Source organism: Flavobacterium muglaense (assembly GCF_014305155.1).
Classification (GTDB): domain Bacteria; phylum Bacteroidota; class Bacteroidia; order Flavobacteriales; family Flavobacteriaceae; genus Flavobacterium; species Flavobacterium muglaense.
Map to the genome: position 1 here is coordinate 16644 of NZ_JACRUK010000019.1, position 18319 is coordinate 34962.

9 protein-coding genes are annotated in these 18319 nt (G+C 37.0%); 6 read left to right on the forward strand and 3 right to left on the reverse strand.

From position 1 onward, the window contains the following. Positions 1-325: 325 nt before the first annotated feature. On the reverse strand, positions 326-1162 hold the full coding sequence (locus H8R24_RS09405) for a universal stress protein (protein WP_187018321.1): 837 nt from the start codon (positions 1160-1162) through the stop codon (positions 326-328). Positions 1163-1455: 293 nt separating this feature from the next. Between H8R24_RS09405 and mnmE the strand changes: the two genes are divergently transcribed. From mnmE to H8R24_RS18295, 3 genes are all read left to right on the forward strand, one after another. Next, on the forward strand, positions 1456-2856 hold the full coding sequence (gene mnmE, locus H8R24_RS09410) for a tRNA uridine-5-carboxymethylaminomethyl(34) synthesis GTPase MnmE (protein ID WP_187018323.1): 1401 nt from the start codon (positions 1456-1458) through the stop codon (positions 2854-2856). Between the two features lie 481 nt (positions 2857-3337). After that, positions 3338-3715: a hypothetical protein gene (locus H8R24_RS09415; protein ID WP_187018325.1), complete on the forward strand. Its 378-nt coding sequence runs from the start codon at positions 3338-3340 to the stop codon at positions 3713-3715. Between the two features lie 95 nt (positions 3716-3810). Further along, entirely contained in the window at positions 3811-12231 is an 8421-nt protein-coding gene (locus H8R24_RS18295; RefSeq protein WP_187018327.1) for a DUF7507 domain-containing protein, read from the forward strand. A 47-nt stretch (positions 12232-12278) separates the two neighbouring features. On the opposite strand, the gene H8R24_RS09425 is transcribed toward H8R24_RS18295, so the two are convergent. Continuing rightward, complete coding sequence (locus tag H8R24_RS09425) at positions 12279-13151, reverse strand: IS1595 family transposase (protein WP_187018329.1); 873 nt, start codon at positions 13149-13151, stop codon at positions 12279-12281. A gap of 34 nt (positions 13152-13185) precedes the next feature. Here H8R24_RS09425 and H8R24_RS18365 point away from each other — a divergent pair, with 34 nt between their 5' ends. The 3 genes from H8R24_RS18365 to H8R24_RS09440 all read left to right on the forward strand — a co-directional run bounded on the left by H8R24_RS18365 (position 13186) and on the right by H8R24_RS09440 (position 17612). Then, positions 13186-16248, forward strand: a complete 3063-nt coding sequence (locus tag H8R24_RS18365; protein WP_449404289.1) for a DUF7507 domain-containing protein — start codon at positions 13186-13188, stop codon at positions 16246-16248. A 173-nt stretch (positions 16249-16421) separates the two neighbouring features. After that, on the forward strand, positions 16422-16781 hold the full coding sequence (locus H8R24_RS09435; RefSeq protein ID WP_187018333.1) for a hypothetical protein: 360 nt from the start codon (positions 16422-16424) through the stop codon (positions 16779-16781). 120 nt (positions 16782-16901) lie between these two features. Further along, complete coding sequence (locus H8R24_RS09440; RefSeq protein WP_187018335.1) at positions 16902-17612, forward strand: DUF4339 domain-containing protein; 711 nt, start codon at positions 16902-16904, stop codon at positions 17610-17612. Between the two features lie 69 nt (positions 17613-17681). Here H8R24_RS09440 and H8R24_RS09445 read toward each other — a convergent pair whose 3' ends face one another. Then, positions 17682-18275 (reverse strand): 2OG-Fe(II) oxygenase, encoded by a 594-nt coding sequence (locus H8R24_RS09445; protein ID WP_187018337.1) that lies wholly within the window; start codon positions 18273-18275, stop codon positions 17682-17684. Positions 18276-18319 lie beyond the last annotated feature (44 nt).

Genomic DNA, 18319 nt, shown 5'->3' on the forward strand with positions numbered 1-18319 from the left:
AACTAAAATGCTATGGCAATCAATCCATAAATACCCAAATATCCTAAAAAAGAAAAGCAGCTAAAACCTTAAAAGGTCTTAACTGCAATCCTTACTCAAAAAAAATATAGTACTCGTACTAAAAAACAGATCAACCACTGCTAAAAACAAGGTTGTATTGTATACTATTTCATGCCTATTCTAGGATTTCCACAGCATTTCAAACTTAAAAAACTACAAGCATTCTGTTTTAGATTTTCCCTTTATAAAAAACACTAAAACCCCCAAATTTTAAATCCTATTAAACCAATAAATAGCTGTGGAAATCCTAGAAAGCGCACTATAACTACTCTTTCAAATGAATCGATAAGATAGGTACTTCAAAACTAGTTGCAAATTTCTTTGTTAGACTAGGATTAAAAATACCTTCAAAAAATCCACGTTTATAGGTTAACATCGTCAAAAGATCGATGTCTTTATACAATACAAAATCAAGAATTGTTTCCTTCACTTCATCGCTACTCACCACAAAAAATTCTACTGCTTCCTGGGCAAAATCATTTTCCCATTCCTTAATGGTTTGTTTATCCACATCCGAGTCGCTTGTTTTTACATACAAACATTTCACTTTGGCATGTGCTAATTTTGCAATAGCAATCACTTCCTTCAGTGCTTTTTTATCTTTTGGTCTAAAACGTGTTGTAAAACCTATCGTTTTTATAGGTTTATAGATCGCTTGGGCCGGAATACTCAATAAGGGCACCTTAATATCCGTCAAGACATTGGCCGTATTCGAGCCATAAAAGAACTCTGCCCAACCTGTAGCACCTTCCGTCCCCATGATCACATAATCAATTTTATCCTCCTTAATCGCGGTCCTGATATTGTAAACTAAATCCCCATCCATCAATCGATGCGACAACTTAATTTGCGCTAAATTACGCTCCTCTGCAATGGCGCGCAATTTCGGAATCTCATCTTTAAACATTTCAAATTGCGACAACTGTAGCGACTCAAAAATCACCATATAATTCTCAGGAACAAACTGATTGTCAAAAACTGGCAATTCAAAACTGTGCAACAAAATCAACTCCCCATCTACCATTTTTGCAAACTCAAGGGCATGAACAAAAGCATTTGTAGCAGTCTCAGAAAAATCAGTTGGAAATAGGATACGTTTCATCTTAAATAGCGTTTTAAAGAATTAATACCTCAAAATTACACCTAAAGTTACGCTAAAAATATGATAAAAGTCAGTTTCCAATAATAATTATAACTGTATTTTGGGTGTGCCACCCACTAGAAAAAAGGGCTATCTAGCAAGTGGTCATTGCCCTTTCTTCTAGTGGCTGTCGGGCTATACGCGCTACTTTGGTAGCAAGCTCCTATCCCTCACACAAAACCACTAAGAAACCAGCTCCATTCCTTGCCATCACTTCTATAGTTTTAGTACCTTTGCAGTCAATACACATACAAATGCTAAACAACGACGCCATAGTAGCACTAGCAACACCATCAGGAGCTGGAGCCATCGCTATCATAAGAATATCAGGACAAGAAGCCATCACCATAGGGAATTCGGTTTTCAAATCCATCAAAAACAAAAAATTATTAAATCAAAAAACACATACCCTTCACTTAGGGCATATTGTTGATGGTGCTAAAACGCTAGACGAAGTCTTGGTTTCTATTTTCAAAGGACCCAACTCGTACACAGGCGAAAACACGATCGAAATTTCCTGTCACGGCTCTACTTACATTCAGCAACAAATCATTCAATTGTTATTGCGTAAAGGTTGCCGTATGGCTGATGCGGGTGAATTTACCCTACGTGCTTTCTTGAACGGTAAATTAGACCTATCACAAGCCGAAGCTGTTGCCGATTTGATTTCGTCAGATAATGAAGCCTCTCACCAAATTGCCATGCAACAAATGCGTGGTGGTTTTTCTAATGAAATAGCCAAACTGCGTGAAGAATTATTGAATTTTGCTTCACTAATCGAACTCGAATTAGACTTCGCAGAGGAGGATGTAGAATTTGCCGACAGAACACAGTTTCACGAACTCTTAAACCGAATCGAGTTTGTCCTAAAACGCTTAATCGACTCCTTTGCCGTTGGAAACGTAATCAAAAACGGAATCCCAGTAGCCATTGTAGGCGAACCAAACGTAGGGAAATCTACGCTTTTGAACGCTTTACTAAACGAAGAACGCGCCATAGTCTCAGAAATTGCTGGAACCACTCGTGATACGATCGAAGACGAATTGGTCATTGGCGGAATCGGTTTCCGTTTCATCGATACGGCTGGTATTCGTGAAACAATAGATATCGTAGAAAGCATCGGAATCAAGAAAACATTCGAAAAAATCGAACAAGCGCAAGTAGCTTTATATTTGTTTGATAGTTTAAAGTTTAAAGTTCAAAGTTCAGAATACATCATCGAAATTGAAAAGATCAAAAATCAGTTTCCTTTAAAACCGTTAGTGGTTGTGATAAACAAACTGGATTTATTATCAGATCTTGAAATTAGTACTATTCAAAAAGAACTTGAAACCTTAAACATTAAACTAATTTTTCTGAGTGCTAAGGAGAAAATTGGAGTCGACGAACTTAAAAACCAACTCCTTTCCTTTGTGAACACAGGTGCCCTGCGCAACAACGAAACTATCGTTACCAACACCAGACATTATGATTCGTTGCTAAAAGCCCTAGACGAAATCACAAAAGTAAAATACGGATTAGAAACCAACCTTTCAAGTGACCTAATGGCGATCGATATCAAAGAAGCTTTGTATCATTTTGGGATGATCACCGGGCAAGTTACGAATGATGAATTGCTAGGGAATATCTTTGCGAATTTTTGTATCGGGAAGTAAAAAGCACCTAAGCTCCATTTTAATTAAATCATCTTTGGTTCACTGAAGCCTTACTAAATATCAAACAATAAAACAGAAACCCAAAAGAAACTTCTTGTTATCCTTTGGGTTTTGTTGTTAAAAGACTGCTTCTTTCTTTATTATAAATTTCACATCTATCAGTTGTAATTTACATTCGTACTATTCCTTTTCTTAAATAGAATTAAGACTGTCATCCTACTGACCATAACGCTATTGAGAACTTTATTTTTCCAATATTAAAATTTATTCGTTAATTTTACATCTATAATTTAAGAAAATTATAACATGTATTTTTTTCTTAAATAAACATTTCGAACTAAAACCAGTTCAGCGAACAACTGAACTGAAAAACATAGCATTCAACGATTACTTTTGTTTTTTCGTGTTTATTTTCTTATTTTATCGAAAGTATTACATCAAATAGCAAAAAAATTAGACTCCAATTTATACCATAGATATTATGAAAAAAAAATACTTACTTCTATTTTGTATTTTATTATCCTTTTTCCCAAACGCTTATTCACAACTAAGTGACTTGCATTATTTGCCGCCCTTAAAACAGGTTACCAATAATCAAGCTGTAAGAAACCAAGCTTTCTATCTTTCTACTCCTGAAACAATCCCTTTTACTGTGGAAGTTTTCGAAGGGGCAAGCACTACGCCTGTCACAGTTTTGGTAGTCTCAAATGCCGTTCCTATTAAATATGACTTAGGTGATGGAGACAATAACATTAGTTTAGTTACCAATGCCAACACAGGAATTGTATTAAGTAATAGCGGACTGCGCTTTCAAGCCGCTGGAGGACAAAAATTCTATGTCAATTATAGAGGTCGATAGGGGCACAAGGAACTTCACTTACATCAAAAGGAAGGCAAGCTTTAGGAACTATATTCAAATGGGGAGGAATTCCTAATAGAGCCACTAACGCTAATTTGACTACGACCTTAGGAATCATGGCTACCGAAGACAATACTATTGTAACCATAAGTGGTTATGATCCAAACTGCGAGTTTAGACTAGGGAATGACGCCGGTGGAATTACAGATAATACACTGACAATAAACCTGAATGCGGGCCAATCCTATGTGGTAGAAGCTCCAAAAAATCAGACTACAGCCAATATAGACGGTTGGCTTGGCGCCACAATTACGGCCAATAAAAAAATAGCCATTAGTAACGGTGGTCTAAATGTAGGTGTAAGAGCTGGTGCACAATCGCGTGATGCTGCAATTGATCAACCTGTACCGCAAAATATTATTGGTAAAGATTATGTTTTTGTAAGAGGAAATGGTACTGATGAAACTGAGTTCCCAATTATTATAGGAACGCAAAATGGGACAGACATTTTTGTTAATGGTTCGAGTATTCCAATAGCTACAATCAACAATGGAGATTATTTTGAAATTCCGGGTAGCAACTATTCGTCTGGTACTATCGGAGCAAACATGACCGTTATTACTTCGAAAGAAGCCTACGCCTATCAATGTTTAGCAGGTTCAAGCGGAATCCAAACTATTGGTCTTAATTTTGTAGCACCAGTTAACTGCTTACTACCTGATAATTTAAGTAATATCCCTGATATTAAAGACGTAGCTGGTTTAAGCTTCACCGGAGGAATTACTATTTTAGCATCTACCTCAACGCCAGATGGAAATATAATGGTTACAGATGGAACAGGAATGGTAAATGTACCTCCTTCAATTCCATCCTCAGGTCTTCCTTGGAAGTCTTTCTTCGTTCCTAATTTAACTGGAAATGTTTCCGTTTCTTCAACGGGTCCTATTGCTGTTGGTTTCATTGGTGTTAACAATAACGCGGGTATCGCTGGATATTTTTCTGGTTTTGACACCGTGCCTGTAGTTGATCTTGCCATAAATGGTGGGGGTTGTTTACCTGGGTCTGATTTAGTTGAAACATCTGGAACATTTGATGCATACCAATGGTATAAAGACGGGACTTTAATAGCAGGAGCTACAAATCAAAATTACACACCTGTTTCACCCGGTGACTTTTTTGTAAGAGTTACTAAAGGAGGTTGTACCTACGACTCGCCCATTTTATCGGCATACAATTGTGATCCTGAAATTGTTTTAACAAAAACGGTAGACAAAAGTAATGTTATCGAAGGTGATATCATTAATTTTAAAGTAACAGTAAAAAGTCTAGGAGTTAATCCAGTAAACAATTTAGTTATTACTGATTTGCTTCCTGCTGAACTTTCTTTTGTAAGTGCTACTCCTGCCAAAGGAACTTGGACCGCTCCTTACTGGAACATTGGACAAATGACTAATGGCGAAGTCTTTAGCATTACCATTAAAGCTAAAGTAAATGAAGTGAGCGCTACTACCACTGTCGCTAATACCGTTTCGAATTCTCAAACCGAAGTAGAAGCTGACGTAATTACCGACGATGACACAGAAGCTGTAACCATTACAAACAGTGGCTTAACTGTTACCAAAGAAACTTTACCGGCAGACGATGGAACTTATGACACTTTAAACGAACTCATTAAGTATAAAATTGTTGTAACGAATACAGGCGATACGGAACTAAGTAATGTAACTATTACCGATCCAAAAGCTGATACCGGCAGCATCAGCCCATCATCTGTAGCAACACTAGCAATTGGTGCTTCAACCACATTTACAGCAACTCATAAAATAACGCAAGCTAATATTGATGCTGGAAAAGTAATTAATCAGGCTACCGCCAAAGCATTACTTTCTAACGATTATGAGATATCTGATATTTCGGACGATCCTAATGATCCAAACAATAACATTGACGATCCAACTATTACTCCCATCGTTCAAAACGGAAAATTAGTATTAGAAAAAACAGCAGATCCCGCAGACGATGGATTATATGATAGTTTAGGCGAAAAAATAAACTATGAACTATTAGTCAAAAACACAGGAAACGTTACCCTAAATAATATTACAATAACAGATTCAAATGCTGATGCGGGAAGTATTTCACCTGCAAACCTTACTAGTTTAGCAGCAGGCGCCTCTTTTACTTTTACGGCCAAACACACCATCGTTCAAGCCGACTTTAACAACGGGAAAGCGACTAACACAGCTACTGTTACTGGAACAATACCTGTTGTTGGTACATTGATTACTGATCAATCTGATGATCCTACAACAATTGCTCCAAATGATCCTACAGTAGTGACTGTGCCAGAAATAGGAAAACTGACCTCGACCAAAGTTGATGCTGCTCCAGCAGACGGCAGTTTTGACACTGTTGGTGAGATCATTACGTACACTATTTTTGTAACAAATACAGGGACAATCACCTTAACAGACCTTAATATTGTTGATCCTAATGCTGATACTATAACATTACAGTCAACTACGGGAACTGATACCAATACAACTGATAATCGTGTTGACAGTATTGATCCTAATCAAACAGCTACTTTTATTGCCACTCATGCCATAACTCAAGCTGACTTAGACCTTGGAAAAGTCCAAAACAGAGCCACGGCATCAGCTCTTGACATAACACCCGCCAGCGTTACAGATCTCACTGACGATCCAGACAACCCAAATAATAATATTGATGATCCAACAATAACACTGTTAAACGCAACACCTTCTTTATCTATTACTAAAACAGTAAATGACGACTCAAACGTAGCTGCGGGTCAACTACTAACTTATACTTATATTGTTACCAACAACGGAAATGTAACCATCGATGATGTAACCATAAGCGACTTACATAGCGGCAGCGGCACGTTAACAACGCCCAAACTGCAAAGTACAACCGGTACTGATAATGACACTACTGATAATAAAATTGAAACTTTAGCACCCGGACAAATAGGAACCTGGACTGCAACGTACACTGTAACTACTAGTGATATTACGAATCAAGTTGATATAACCAATACCGCAACAGCTACAGGAACACCTAAGATTAAAACACTAACGAACCCAACTGCCACAAAAAATACAACTGTACATCCTATAGAAACGATTTGCAGTGATGCCGCTTTAGCACACGACTTGACTTTAGACGGATCATTTACGGGTGCCTCTTTTAGTTGGGTAGCTGCAGCAAATGGCGATATAACAGGTGCAAGTACTAGTCCTAAAACAACTACTACAATTAATGATATTCTTGTCAATGACTCAGGAACTGACCAGATCATGCAGTACAACATCACTGTACGAAACTCCAGTAATGTGATTATTGACACTTACAAATATGTTGTGACCGTACATTCTCAATTGATAATTCCCGATGATGATTCGTCTAAAATAGCTTGTATTGCGCAAGCTACTATGCCCGCAACTCCAGTTGTAACAGACTATTCAGGAGCTACAATTACACCCGTAATTACAGAAAATACAAGTCCTATTTGCGAAGGAGATAAAATTTATAGTTTTGAATATACAGACTGCGTAGGAAATAAATACACCTACAAATATACCTACACTATTGACTTAACTATCAAACCTGTTGTTCCTGTGGATGGAGCGAGTACAGTAGAATGTTTAGCCAATGCAACAACACCAACGCCTCCAACAACTGTAAAAGACAGTTGCGGAAACGCCATTACTGCCGTCTTCGTTTCGACTGTAGATTCTCCTTCATCATTAACTTGCGAAGGAACCAGAACTTATAATTATTCGTTTACAGATTGCTCCGGTTTAGTTTCGAATTGGAAATACGTTTATACTATTGACAAAACAACAAAACCAGTTGTTCCTGTGGATGGAGCAAGTACAGTAGAATGTTTAGCCAATGCGACACCACCTACTACTCCAACAACTGTAAAAGATGTTTGTGGAACTGCCATTACAGCTGTTTTAGTTACGACTGTAGATTCTCCTTCATCATTAACTTGCGAAGGAACGAGAACATACAAATATACGTTTACAGATTGCTCCGGTTTAGTATCGAATTGGAAATACGTTTATACTATTGATAAAACAACAAAACCAGTTGTTCCTGTGGATGGAGCAAGTACAGTAGAATGTTTAGCCAATGCGACACCACCTACTACTCCAACAACTGTAAAAGATGTTTGCGGAACAGCGATTACTGCCGTTTTAGTTTCAACTGTTGATTCTCCTTTATCATTAACTTGCGAAGGAACGAGAACCTATAATTATACGTTTACAGATTGCTCTGGTTTAGTATCGAATTGGAAATACGTTTATACTATTGATAAAACTACTGTTCCTGTTATTCCTGCAGATGGAGCAAGTACAGTGGAATGTTTAGCCAGTGCGACAACGCCAACTCCTCCAACAACTGTAAAAGATGTTTGCGGAACAGCGATTACTGCCGTTTTAGTTTCAACTGTAGATTCTCCTTCATCATTAACTTGCGAAGGAACCAGAACTTATAATTATACCGATTGCTCTGGTTTAGTTTCGAACTGGAAATACGTTTATACTATTGATAAAACAACAAAACCTGTTGTTCCTGCAGATGCTGGTTCAACAGTACATGATATCTCGAAAGCTGTTCAACCAGCTGCTCCAACTGTAATGGATAAATGTGGAAACAACATCACTCCTATCATCACACAAAATGCGAGTCCTGTTTGTGATGGTACTAAAGTTTATACTTTTACCTATACTGATTGCGCTGGAAATAGTGCTGTGTACAAATACACATACCAAATTGATGTTACCTCAACATTGGTTATTTCGAATAAAATAAGAACGACTTGTAGCAATGTTGCTCTTAATTTTGATCTAAAAACAGTAACAACATTGGTAAACCCTACTTTCCAATGGACTGCTACAGATAACCCTAATGTTAGTGGTGAGAATAATAACACCGGAACTTTACTAAATGACCTTTTAGTCAACAAAACAGGAACTGCTCAAAATGTGAAGTACACTATTATTCCTTTCAACAACGCAGGCTGTCAAGGTCCTAGTTTTGAAGTTCTAGTTACAGTAAATCCTGAACCTTACGTAGCTACAGCTCCTACAGCAGTAACTTGCAGCAACATTCCATTAAATCACGATTTAAACTCAGATGTTAATGTTACTGGAGCAACTTTTAAATGGGTAGCAATAAGTAATCCTAATGTGAGTGGCGCAACAACAACAGTAAACACCTCAGAAACAATCACTGATAACTTGATTAATACTTCTGGAATTGTTCAAACTGTTGTATATAAAATCACTCCTGAGTCTATAAAAGGGTGCTTGGGTACCACTTACAACTTTACTGTTACCGTACGTCCTGAGGCCAAGTTAATAGTAACCAAAAGTACAATTGTTGCTACAGATGGTGCTTATGACAGTCTGGGCGAGCTAATCAAATACCAAATTACGGTTGAAAATCCAAACGAACTAGCACTTACCAATCTAACTTTGACCGATGCAAACGCTGACGCCAATAGTATTAGTCCGTTAACTATACCTACTGTTGCTGCATTTGCAAAAACAACTTTTACAGCTTCACACACGATTACGCAAGCCGACTTAGATGCTGGTTTTGTAGATAACAGTGCTATTGGAAAAGCTTTTGATCCTTGCGGAACTGCTGTTACGGATGATTCTGATGATCCTAGTACCGCTGCCGCAAATGATATAACGCGAACCCCTTTGGTACAAAAACCATTAATTGCTTTAGAAAAAACATTCCAATTTAATGACGAAAATGGCGATGGAATTGTTCAAAATAACGAAACAATAACCTACCGCTTTAAAGTAATCAACACTGGAAATGTTAACCTAACTGCTATTCAGATTACAGATCCACTAATTACAGTAAACGGAGGCCCTATTAACTTAGCACCAGGCGCTATTGATACAACTACTTTCTTTGGAACCTATACTTTGAACCAAAGCGTAATTGATTCAGAGAGTTTGACGAATTCAGCTACTGTTGAAGGAGTAGATCCAAAAGGGAATTTGGTTTCAGATATTTCTGACGACCCAAAAGACCCAACAAATACGGATAGCAATGGAAACGGAAATCCAGATGACAGTACCGTTTTTGCAATAGCGGCAAAACCCGAATTAACATTAAAAAAATCAGGGGTATTTCTTGATGCTAATGGAGATGGACTACCGCAAGCTGGTGAAAAAATCGAATATACTTTTGACATTAATAATACTGGAAATGTCACTATGAAAGGAATTACTGTTAGCGATCCATTGACAACCGTTACAGGAGGACCAATTGATTTATTACCAGGTCAAACGGATACGACTACTTTTACTGCAATATATACCTTATCACAAACCGATGTAAATGCTGGTAAAGTAACCAACACGGCTACTGCTTCAGGAAAATCTCCTAATGGCAGCACGATAACTGATGCTTCTGATGATCCTTCTACCGTAGCAAACAATGATGCTACGGTAACTAAACTGACACAAGATGCTCAGATTACACTATTAAAAACAGCGGTATTTAAAGACCAAAACGGAAACGGTTTCCCTGAAGTAGGCGAAACCATTGCGTACACTTTCAATGTGAAAAACGTTGGAAATGTAACCGTAACTGATGTACAAATTACCGATCCATTAATTACCGTGACCGGTGGACCAATTACCTTAACACCAAAACAATTGGATGCTACCACATTCAAAGGTTCTTATACATTGACCTTAAATGACATCAATACAGGAAGCGTAACGAATAGTGCAACAGCAGAGGCGAAAGATCCAAAAGGAAATACTGTTTCGGCATTATCTGATGATCCAAATAATCCTACCAATGTTGACACTAATAACGACGGACACCCTGATGATAAAACGGTAACTAAACTGGTTGCAAATCCAAAATTATCGGTTAGTAAAACAGGTGTTTTCAATGATGCTAATTCTGATGGCCTTACTCAAGTAGGCGAAACAATTAGCTATACATTTGAAGTAAAAAATATTGGTAATGTAACTGTAAGTGCCATAAAAATAACGGATGCTTTGGTTGGTGTTAACGGCGGGCCAATTTCTTTGAATCCAAATCAAAATGACAGCACCACCTTTACTGCACTTTACACGATCAAACAAAGTGATATTGACGCTGGTAAAGTCACAAATACAGCTATTGCTTCTGGTTTGAGTCCAAAGGGCAATGTGGTTTCGGATACATCTGATGATCCAAATAACAGTGCCAACCAAGATACTAATGGTAACGGAGAACCTGATGATGCAACCGTGACAACCCTTCCTGGAAAAGGAAAAATTAGTTTAACCAAAGTAACTTTGGCAGCAGCTGATGGTGCTTATGATACTGTAGGAGAAAAAATCAATTACCAATTAACAATTACAAACACTGGAAACCTAACACTTACAAACGTAATTGTTACTGATGCTAATGCTGACAGCGGAAGCATACTTCCGGCAGTAATCACAACAATTACTCCTGGTGCTACTGCAACCGTAAATGCGCAACATACATTAACATTAGCCGAAATCAACTCTGGTTCGGTGACCAATAGTGCTTCTGTGAATGCAAAAGATCCTTTTGGAAATACCATTACTGATATTTCTGATGATCCAAATAATGCTACCAATAGCGATTCAAATGGAGACGGTGATCCTGATGATGCAACCATTACACTCCTTTCGCAAAAGCCTTCTATTTCGATAGAAAAAACGTTTACTTTCAATGATGAAAACAAAGACGGTTTCCCTCAGTTGAATGAAACCATAACCTATGATTTTAAAGTAACCAATACCGGAAATGTTACCCTTTCAAACATTACAGTAACGGATGCTTTAGTACCCGTTCTAGGTGGTCCAATTACGCTTGGTTCAAAACAAATGAACAATAATACTTTCTATGCTGATTACAAAATCACTCAAGCAGATATTGATGCGGGTGCTATTGTAAATTCGGCTACAGTAAACGCTAAAGACACTAATGGCAACAATGTAACGGATACATCCGATGATCCTAACAATCCTACTAATACCGATGTTAACGGAGATGGAGAACCAGATGATGCAACTGTAACGCCATTGGCACGTAATCCAAAATTAACAATCACTAAGAAAGGAACTTTTATAGACACCAACAAAGACGGCTTAGCACAAGCTGGAGAAACGATCAAATACCATTTTGATGTGAGCAACACTGGTAATGTTACCATCAGCGGTATAACTGTTGACGATGCTCTTGTACCTGTAACTGGAGGTCCTTTAACCTTAGCTCCAAAAGCGAAAAACACAACCACATTTCAAGCCATCTATGTTTTAACTCAAGATGATGTAAACGCAGGTTTTGTAGTAAACTCCGCTACAGCAATTGGTCAAGATCCTTTTGGAAATACCATTACTGACAAATCAGACGATCCTACAACTACTGCTAAAAATGATGACACGACTACTAGCCTAGCAAGAGAGTCGCAATTATCTTTATAGGTATAGGCGCTTTAATCGCACTCGTTAGTTACTGAATTTATTGATTTTTATTTGTAATTAACCATCTTTCGTATTAACACATCGAAGATTGTATCCATATTTGACCTTCTGTTGTATCTAAAATGATATTCATTCAAATAATCCTGCATATGTTCTTTGCTACAATGATGATGTATTCCTCTTAGCCAACCTTTGATATTCATTATGTGAATATGTAACTCTTTAAAGTTTTTTCCATCATCTGAATCAACTTGTTTCAGGTTTGGAAAATCTTTTTTCAATGGACTATAACCTCTCCATTTATCTGTAATTATAGTAGCTTCTTTTGAGACATATTTCTTTAGAAAAGCCCCTAATTCCATTGCAGATGAATGTTCTATGACCTCGGCATAAGCACGTCCAACACCATCGTCTGAAATTTCTACGGCAAGAACAGCAAGTTTTTTCAACCCTTTACTTCTCCCTTTCTTATTTTCTTCTGGGCCGCCAACCATAAACTCATCGACATGAATTACCCCTGTTAATGGGTGGTTCAAGCTGCTTTTCATTGCTTGTTGCACTTTTGATTTGAAAGACCAACAAGTCTTTTGACGAAGTTCAAACTCTGAACTTAACTCTAAAGATGACATCCCTTTCTTCTTGGTGCTAATTTTAAAAGCAATATGGAATGCAATTAAAAGAGAAAATTTAATCTTCTCAAACATTGTTCCTGTTGTAGGACTTTCATCGTATCTGCATTTTGTGCATCGTCTGTTTTGAGGATTTTTTCCATTCCCGAACTTGTCGTTATCACACCGTTTACATTTATATCCGTCTGCCCATTTTATTTCTGAAAGATAAATCAAACAATCATTAGCATCTTTAAATCTATTATGAAATTTTATCGAATTCACTCCTCTAAAAATATTTCTATCTGCCATAAGGCTAAGATAATTATTTGCGACCTAAACGCCTATATCTTTATTTAAAACAGCAACGTTTAATGACCAAAATGGAGACGGCTTACCTCAGGTGAATGAAACGATCAATTATATTTTTGACATTCGAAATGACGGAAATGTAACTGTATTCAATATTGTGATTACTGATCCACTTGCTGCTGTAATAGGCGGTCCTATTGACTTAGATCCAGCACAAATTGACAATACGAGTTTCTCAGCTGTTTATACCATTAAACAATCCGATATCGATTCAGGTGCTATTACAAATACGGCATTGGCTGTTGGGCAAGATCGTGATGGTACAACTGTAACTGATGTAAGTGACTTCTCTGATGATCCTGACAATCCTAATGACATTGATTTAAATGGTGATGGCGATCCAGATGACCCTACTGTGAGTTCATTGACAGGTAAAGCTTCATTAGATTTAACTAAAAAAGCCACTTTTAATGATACCAATGCGAATGGTTTTGCTGATATCAACGAAACGATAACCTATGTATTTGAAGTGACCAATACTGGAAACCTTTCGATAAAAAACATTACAATTACTGATCCACTAGTGACCGTGACGGGAAATGCTATCAATTTGGCTCCAAGCCAAAAAGACAATACTACTTTTAAAGCTACTTATGTTATTACGCAAGCAGATTTAGACGCTGGAAAAATAACCAACTCAGCTACTGTATCTGGTCAAGATCCAAGTGGAAATACCGTCAAAGACATCTCTGATGACCCTACCAATGCTACAAATGCAGATAGCAATCATGACGGTAATCCTGATGATGTGACGGTAACAACTTTTCCTGTACGAGGAAAAATTAGTATTACTAAAACAGCTTTGGCTGCTGCAGATGGTGCTTATGATACTATTGGCGAAAAAATCAATTACAGCATTGTAGTAACTAATACAGGAAGCACTACATTATCAACTGTAACGATTGCAGATGCTAATGCAGATGCAGGTAGTATTATGCCTAAAGCAATTACTATTCTTGCACCTGGACAAACCGTAAATGCAACTGCAACGCATACGATAACGCAAGCCGACTTGAATGCGGGAACAGTGAGTAATTCAGCTTCGGTTTCTAGTAAAGACAAATTAGGAAATACTGTTGCTGACCTATCAGATGACCCAAACAATCCTGCCAATATAGATGCTAATGCGGATGGTGATCCTGATGACACTACCGTAACAGCAATGATTCAAAAACCAAAAATGGCCCTTACAAAAACGGCTAGTTTAGCTCCTGATGGTTTATGGGATGAAGTAGGTGAAGTTATTCTTTACAACTTAGTACTTACTAATACAGGAAATGTCACGCTGACTAATGTGGAAATTACTGATGCTAATGCTGATGTTGCTAGCGTTGTTCCGGCTACAATTGTAAAACTAGAACCAGGACAAAAAACAACTATAAAAGCGCAACACACCATCACACAAAATGATCTAGATAGCGGTGCTGTAACCAACTCAGCTACGGCCAGCGCAACCGATCCAAAAGGAAATAATGTAAGTGATTTATCTGATGACCCAACGAACCCAGCTAATGTGGATACCAATGGAAACGGAAATCCAGATGATGCTACGGTAACAAAAATCCCGCAAACGGCAACTATGGATGTGACTAAGGTTACCACTACTCCAACATTTACAAACCCTGGTGATATCATGAAGTACACTATTAAGGTCACTAACACTGGAACAGTAACGTTGTTAAACCTTATTATCAAGGATGCAAATGCTACATTTACAAGTCCAGCTACCAGAGGTTCGTTAGACCCTGGGAAATCATTCACCATTACAGCTCAGCATATTGTAACTGCTGATGATGTTCTTTTTGGTTTCATTGATAACACCGCTATAGCAACCGCTATTATTCCGTTTTCGAATGTAACGGTTAGTGAAGACTCAGACGATCCTAATAACACCACTAATTTAGATAAAGACAATGATGGTGATTATGAAGATCCTACTACTAGTTACCTAGATACTGATAGTGATGGAATTGCTGATATTATTGATATTGACGACGACAATGATGGAATCATTGACACTGTGGAAGGAAATATCGATAGTGATGGCGACGGTATACCAAACAGCCTTGATATCGATGCCGATAATGACGGTATTCCTGATAATGTTGAAGGTCAGCCTACCAATACCTACAAAGCACCAAGCGGAATAGATGCGAATAGAAACGGACTTGATGATAGCTATGAAACAGCTACGTCAATAGGTATTGTTCCTGAAAATACAGATGGAACTGACAATCCAGATTATCTAGATGACGACTCTGACAACGATGGAATTACAGATACCATTGAAGCATTCGATAAAAACCACGACGGTATACCGGACTTATTTGCTTCAGGAAATGATGCTGATCATGATGGACTTGACGACAGTTTTGAAGGTGCTAATACTAGAGATGGTTTTGTAGTCAACGACGAACTTAAAAATGGAAGTATCGACACTAACAACACAGACAAAAAAGACCAACCTGATTATCGAGATACTGATGATGACAATGACGGCGTATTTACAATATACGAAATAGATCCGAACCAAGATGGCAACGGACCTGATGATACTGACAAAGATGGTATTCCAGATTATCTTGATATTGATGATGATGGTGATGGCGAGACTACACGAAATGAAGGCGCCGACCCTAACGGTGATGGAAATCCAAATGATGCAGTCGATGCAAATGCAAATGGCGTTCCTGATTACTTAGAAGTTGGTAACTATGACCAATCAATCCCTGAAGACGAAATACAGGTATTTAACTATGTAGCTCCAGATCCTGATGGTAAAAATGATGTGTTTGTATTAGGACGTATCCATTTATTCCCAGAAAACACTGTTGAAATATATAACAGATGGGGTGTTCTTGTTTATGAAACAACGGGCTACGGACAAAACAATAACTTTTTTAGAGGATTGTCTGATGGTCGAGTTACACTCATAAGAAAAGAAAAACTCCCTGGAGGAACTTACTTTTACGTGATCAAATACAAATCAGGTGAAAACCACAAACAAAAAGCAGGATATTTATTCTTGATGCAATAAAAAAAAAGAGACTTTCCTTTAAAAAGGAAAGTCTCTTTTTTTATTGTCTAATTGTACCTAAAAGTTAACTAGAGGCAAATTAATTATTACTATTTCTATCTTTTATGTGTTTCATTTTATACCTCAATAATTATATCTAGAAATACAAACCCCTTTTTTCCTAATACAAAAAAATGACAATTAAAGACTTAGTAGGAACCTACTCTATCGAAGGAACCAATCAAGATAGCAGCAACACCATTGCATACAAAGGAAAACTGACCTTACAACTTGATGAAAACAGTCGCATTGTAGCCCAATGGATAATCAATAACGATCAAGTTCAAAATGGCACAGGCTTTTTTAAAAACAATATCTTAGTAATTAACTTTAACTATCATGGCGAAGATGATTTATGCTATAAAGGAGTGGCTGTTTACAATTGCATCAACAAAGACTTATTGGATGGATTTTGGTCTGAAAAACACGGAAACCCATTGTATCTGGGTGCTGAACGTTGTTATCGATTGCAATCAAAAGAAATTTTAAATTAGAAAAGTTATGCAATGATCCTAAAAATTTTAGACAGCCAATAGATATCTAAAATTTTCTAAAAAACATATTATTTTTAGTCGAATACATAATACTTTTGTATTCCAAATAGTAAGACAACAATGAGAGTTTATTACATCAATAATGGCGGCGAAAACGGAGGTCCTTTTACAATAGAAGAATTGAAAAAAGAGGCACTTCACGAACAAACATTAGTTTGGTTTCAAGGCATGGACGACTGGCAATATGCGAAAAACATAGTAGAGCTGAAGCCCTTTTTTACTGTGATACCTCCACCGATACAAAGAGCGATTCCTAAACCAGAAACCAAAGTACCAATCGCTTCGTCGACAATTTATGGAATCAAAAAAAGTTATTTCTTTCTAGCCATCGCTTTTCTTGTAATTATGGCTTTTGTACTTGTTCTAACACTTATACAAAATAGTAAAAGAGCAGAAATAGAACTAAAAAATAAAGAAACTGAATTTGGAAATGTTCAAATTGAATTGCAACAAAAAGAATCTATTGAAGAGCGCATTCAGGATGAAATTCAAAAACGAATAATATCTGAAAATAACAACACCAGAAGAAAAGATTCTATTAATGCGCGCCTAACCCAAATTAAGAGTCTAATTGTTGATGGTAAAAATCAATTGACTGAAGCCAAAAAAAGCTTATCTGATGCAGAAGATTTTAAATTACTTCGCTCTGAGAACACCAAAGAAGAACAATTAAAATCGTACCAAGCAGATGTCGATAATTGGAAAAGAGAAATTGACGAACTAGAAAATGAATCCAACAGGTTGTACTTAATGCTAGAAACCGTTCACTAATTAACCTTCGTTAAAAAAACAAAAGCCTTTTCAATCTTAAACTGAAAAGGCTTTCTTTATAATTAAATATTAATCACACTTTAACCAACCGGTAATACTCATGCGGGTGTTTTGAGTAACTAAGACTTCATGAAGTAATTCATCACTTTTAAAGAAAACTGTTTTTCCTTGTGTAGGTGCAATTTTTTGATTATTATTCTCTTGGTGAATAAGTAGTTCTCCACCATCTTCTATTTTCCAATTGCTATTCAAATAACTGATCATTGAATATTTACGACTCGGATTATTTGAAAATTGATCATAATGCTGCAAATAAAAATCGCCTTTTTCATATAAGGAATAATGAAATTCATAACCAGTGATTCCGGTATAACAACTTTCATTTAAGTATTTTATAAACGCTTCTATTTGTTCAAAAAAAGCATTTTCAAAAGGATTGTTGTTTTTTTTATCCAACCAATAAATAGAATCGCTGCGCACGGCACTATCGTAGGCAATAACCTCAGAGTTTCCTGTTCCCGCAGTTATCAATAAATCTTGTTGGTTTAAGGCAAGTAAATTTTTCTTTAAGTTGTTAGCCAATTCATCACTTAAAAAATGTTCAGATATACCTACTTTATGATCAATATACGAGGTAATCAAAGCTTCAAAGCTATTTTCCATTTGTTTTTTATCGGCTGCAAAGACGGCCAACTCTTGTAAGGTAG

Excerpts from the sequence above, each read along its gene's own strand:
- mnmE (WP_187018323.1), top strand. The coding sequence starts at position 1,456 with ATGCTAAACAACGACGCCATAGTAGCACTAGCAACACCATCAGGAGCT.
- H8R24_RS09405 (WP_187018321.1), bottom strand. The coding sequence starts at position 1,162 with ATGAAACGTATCCTATTTCCAACTGATTTTTCTGAGACTGCTACAAAT.
- H8R24_RS09435 (WP_187018333.1), top strand. The coding sequence starts at position 16,422 with ATGACAATTAAAGACTTAGTAGGAACCTACTCTATCGAAGGAACCAAT.
- H8R24_RS09445 (WP_187018337.1), bottom strand. The coding sequence starts at position 18,275 with ATGGAAAATAGCTTTGAAGCTTTGATTACCTCGTATATTGATCATAAA.
- H8R24_RS09440 (WP_187018335.1), top strand. The coding sequence starts at position 16,902 with ATGAGAGTTTATTACATCAATAATGGCGGCGAAAACGGAGGTCCTTTT.
- H8R24_RS09425 (WP_187018329.1), bottom strand. The coding sequence starts at position 13,151 with ATGGCAGATAGAAATATTTTTAGAGGAGTGAATTCGATAAAATTTCAT.
- H8R24_RS09415 (WP_187018325.1), top strand. The coding sequence starts at position 3,338 with ATGAAAAAAAAATACTTACTTCTATTTTGTATTTTATTATCCTTTTTC.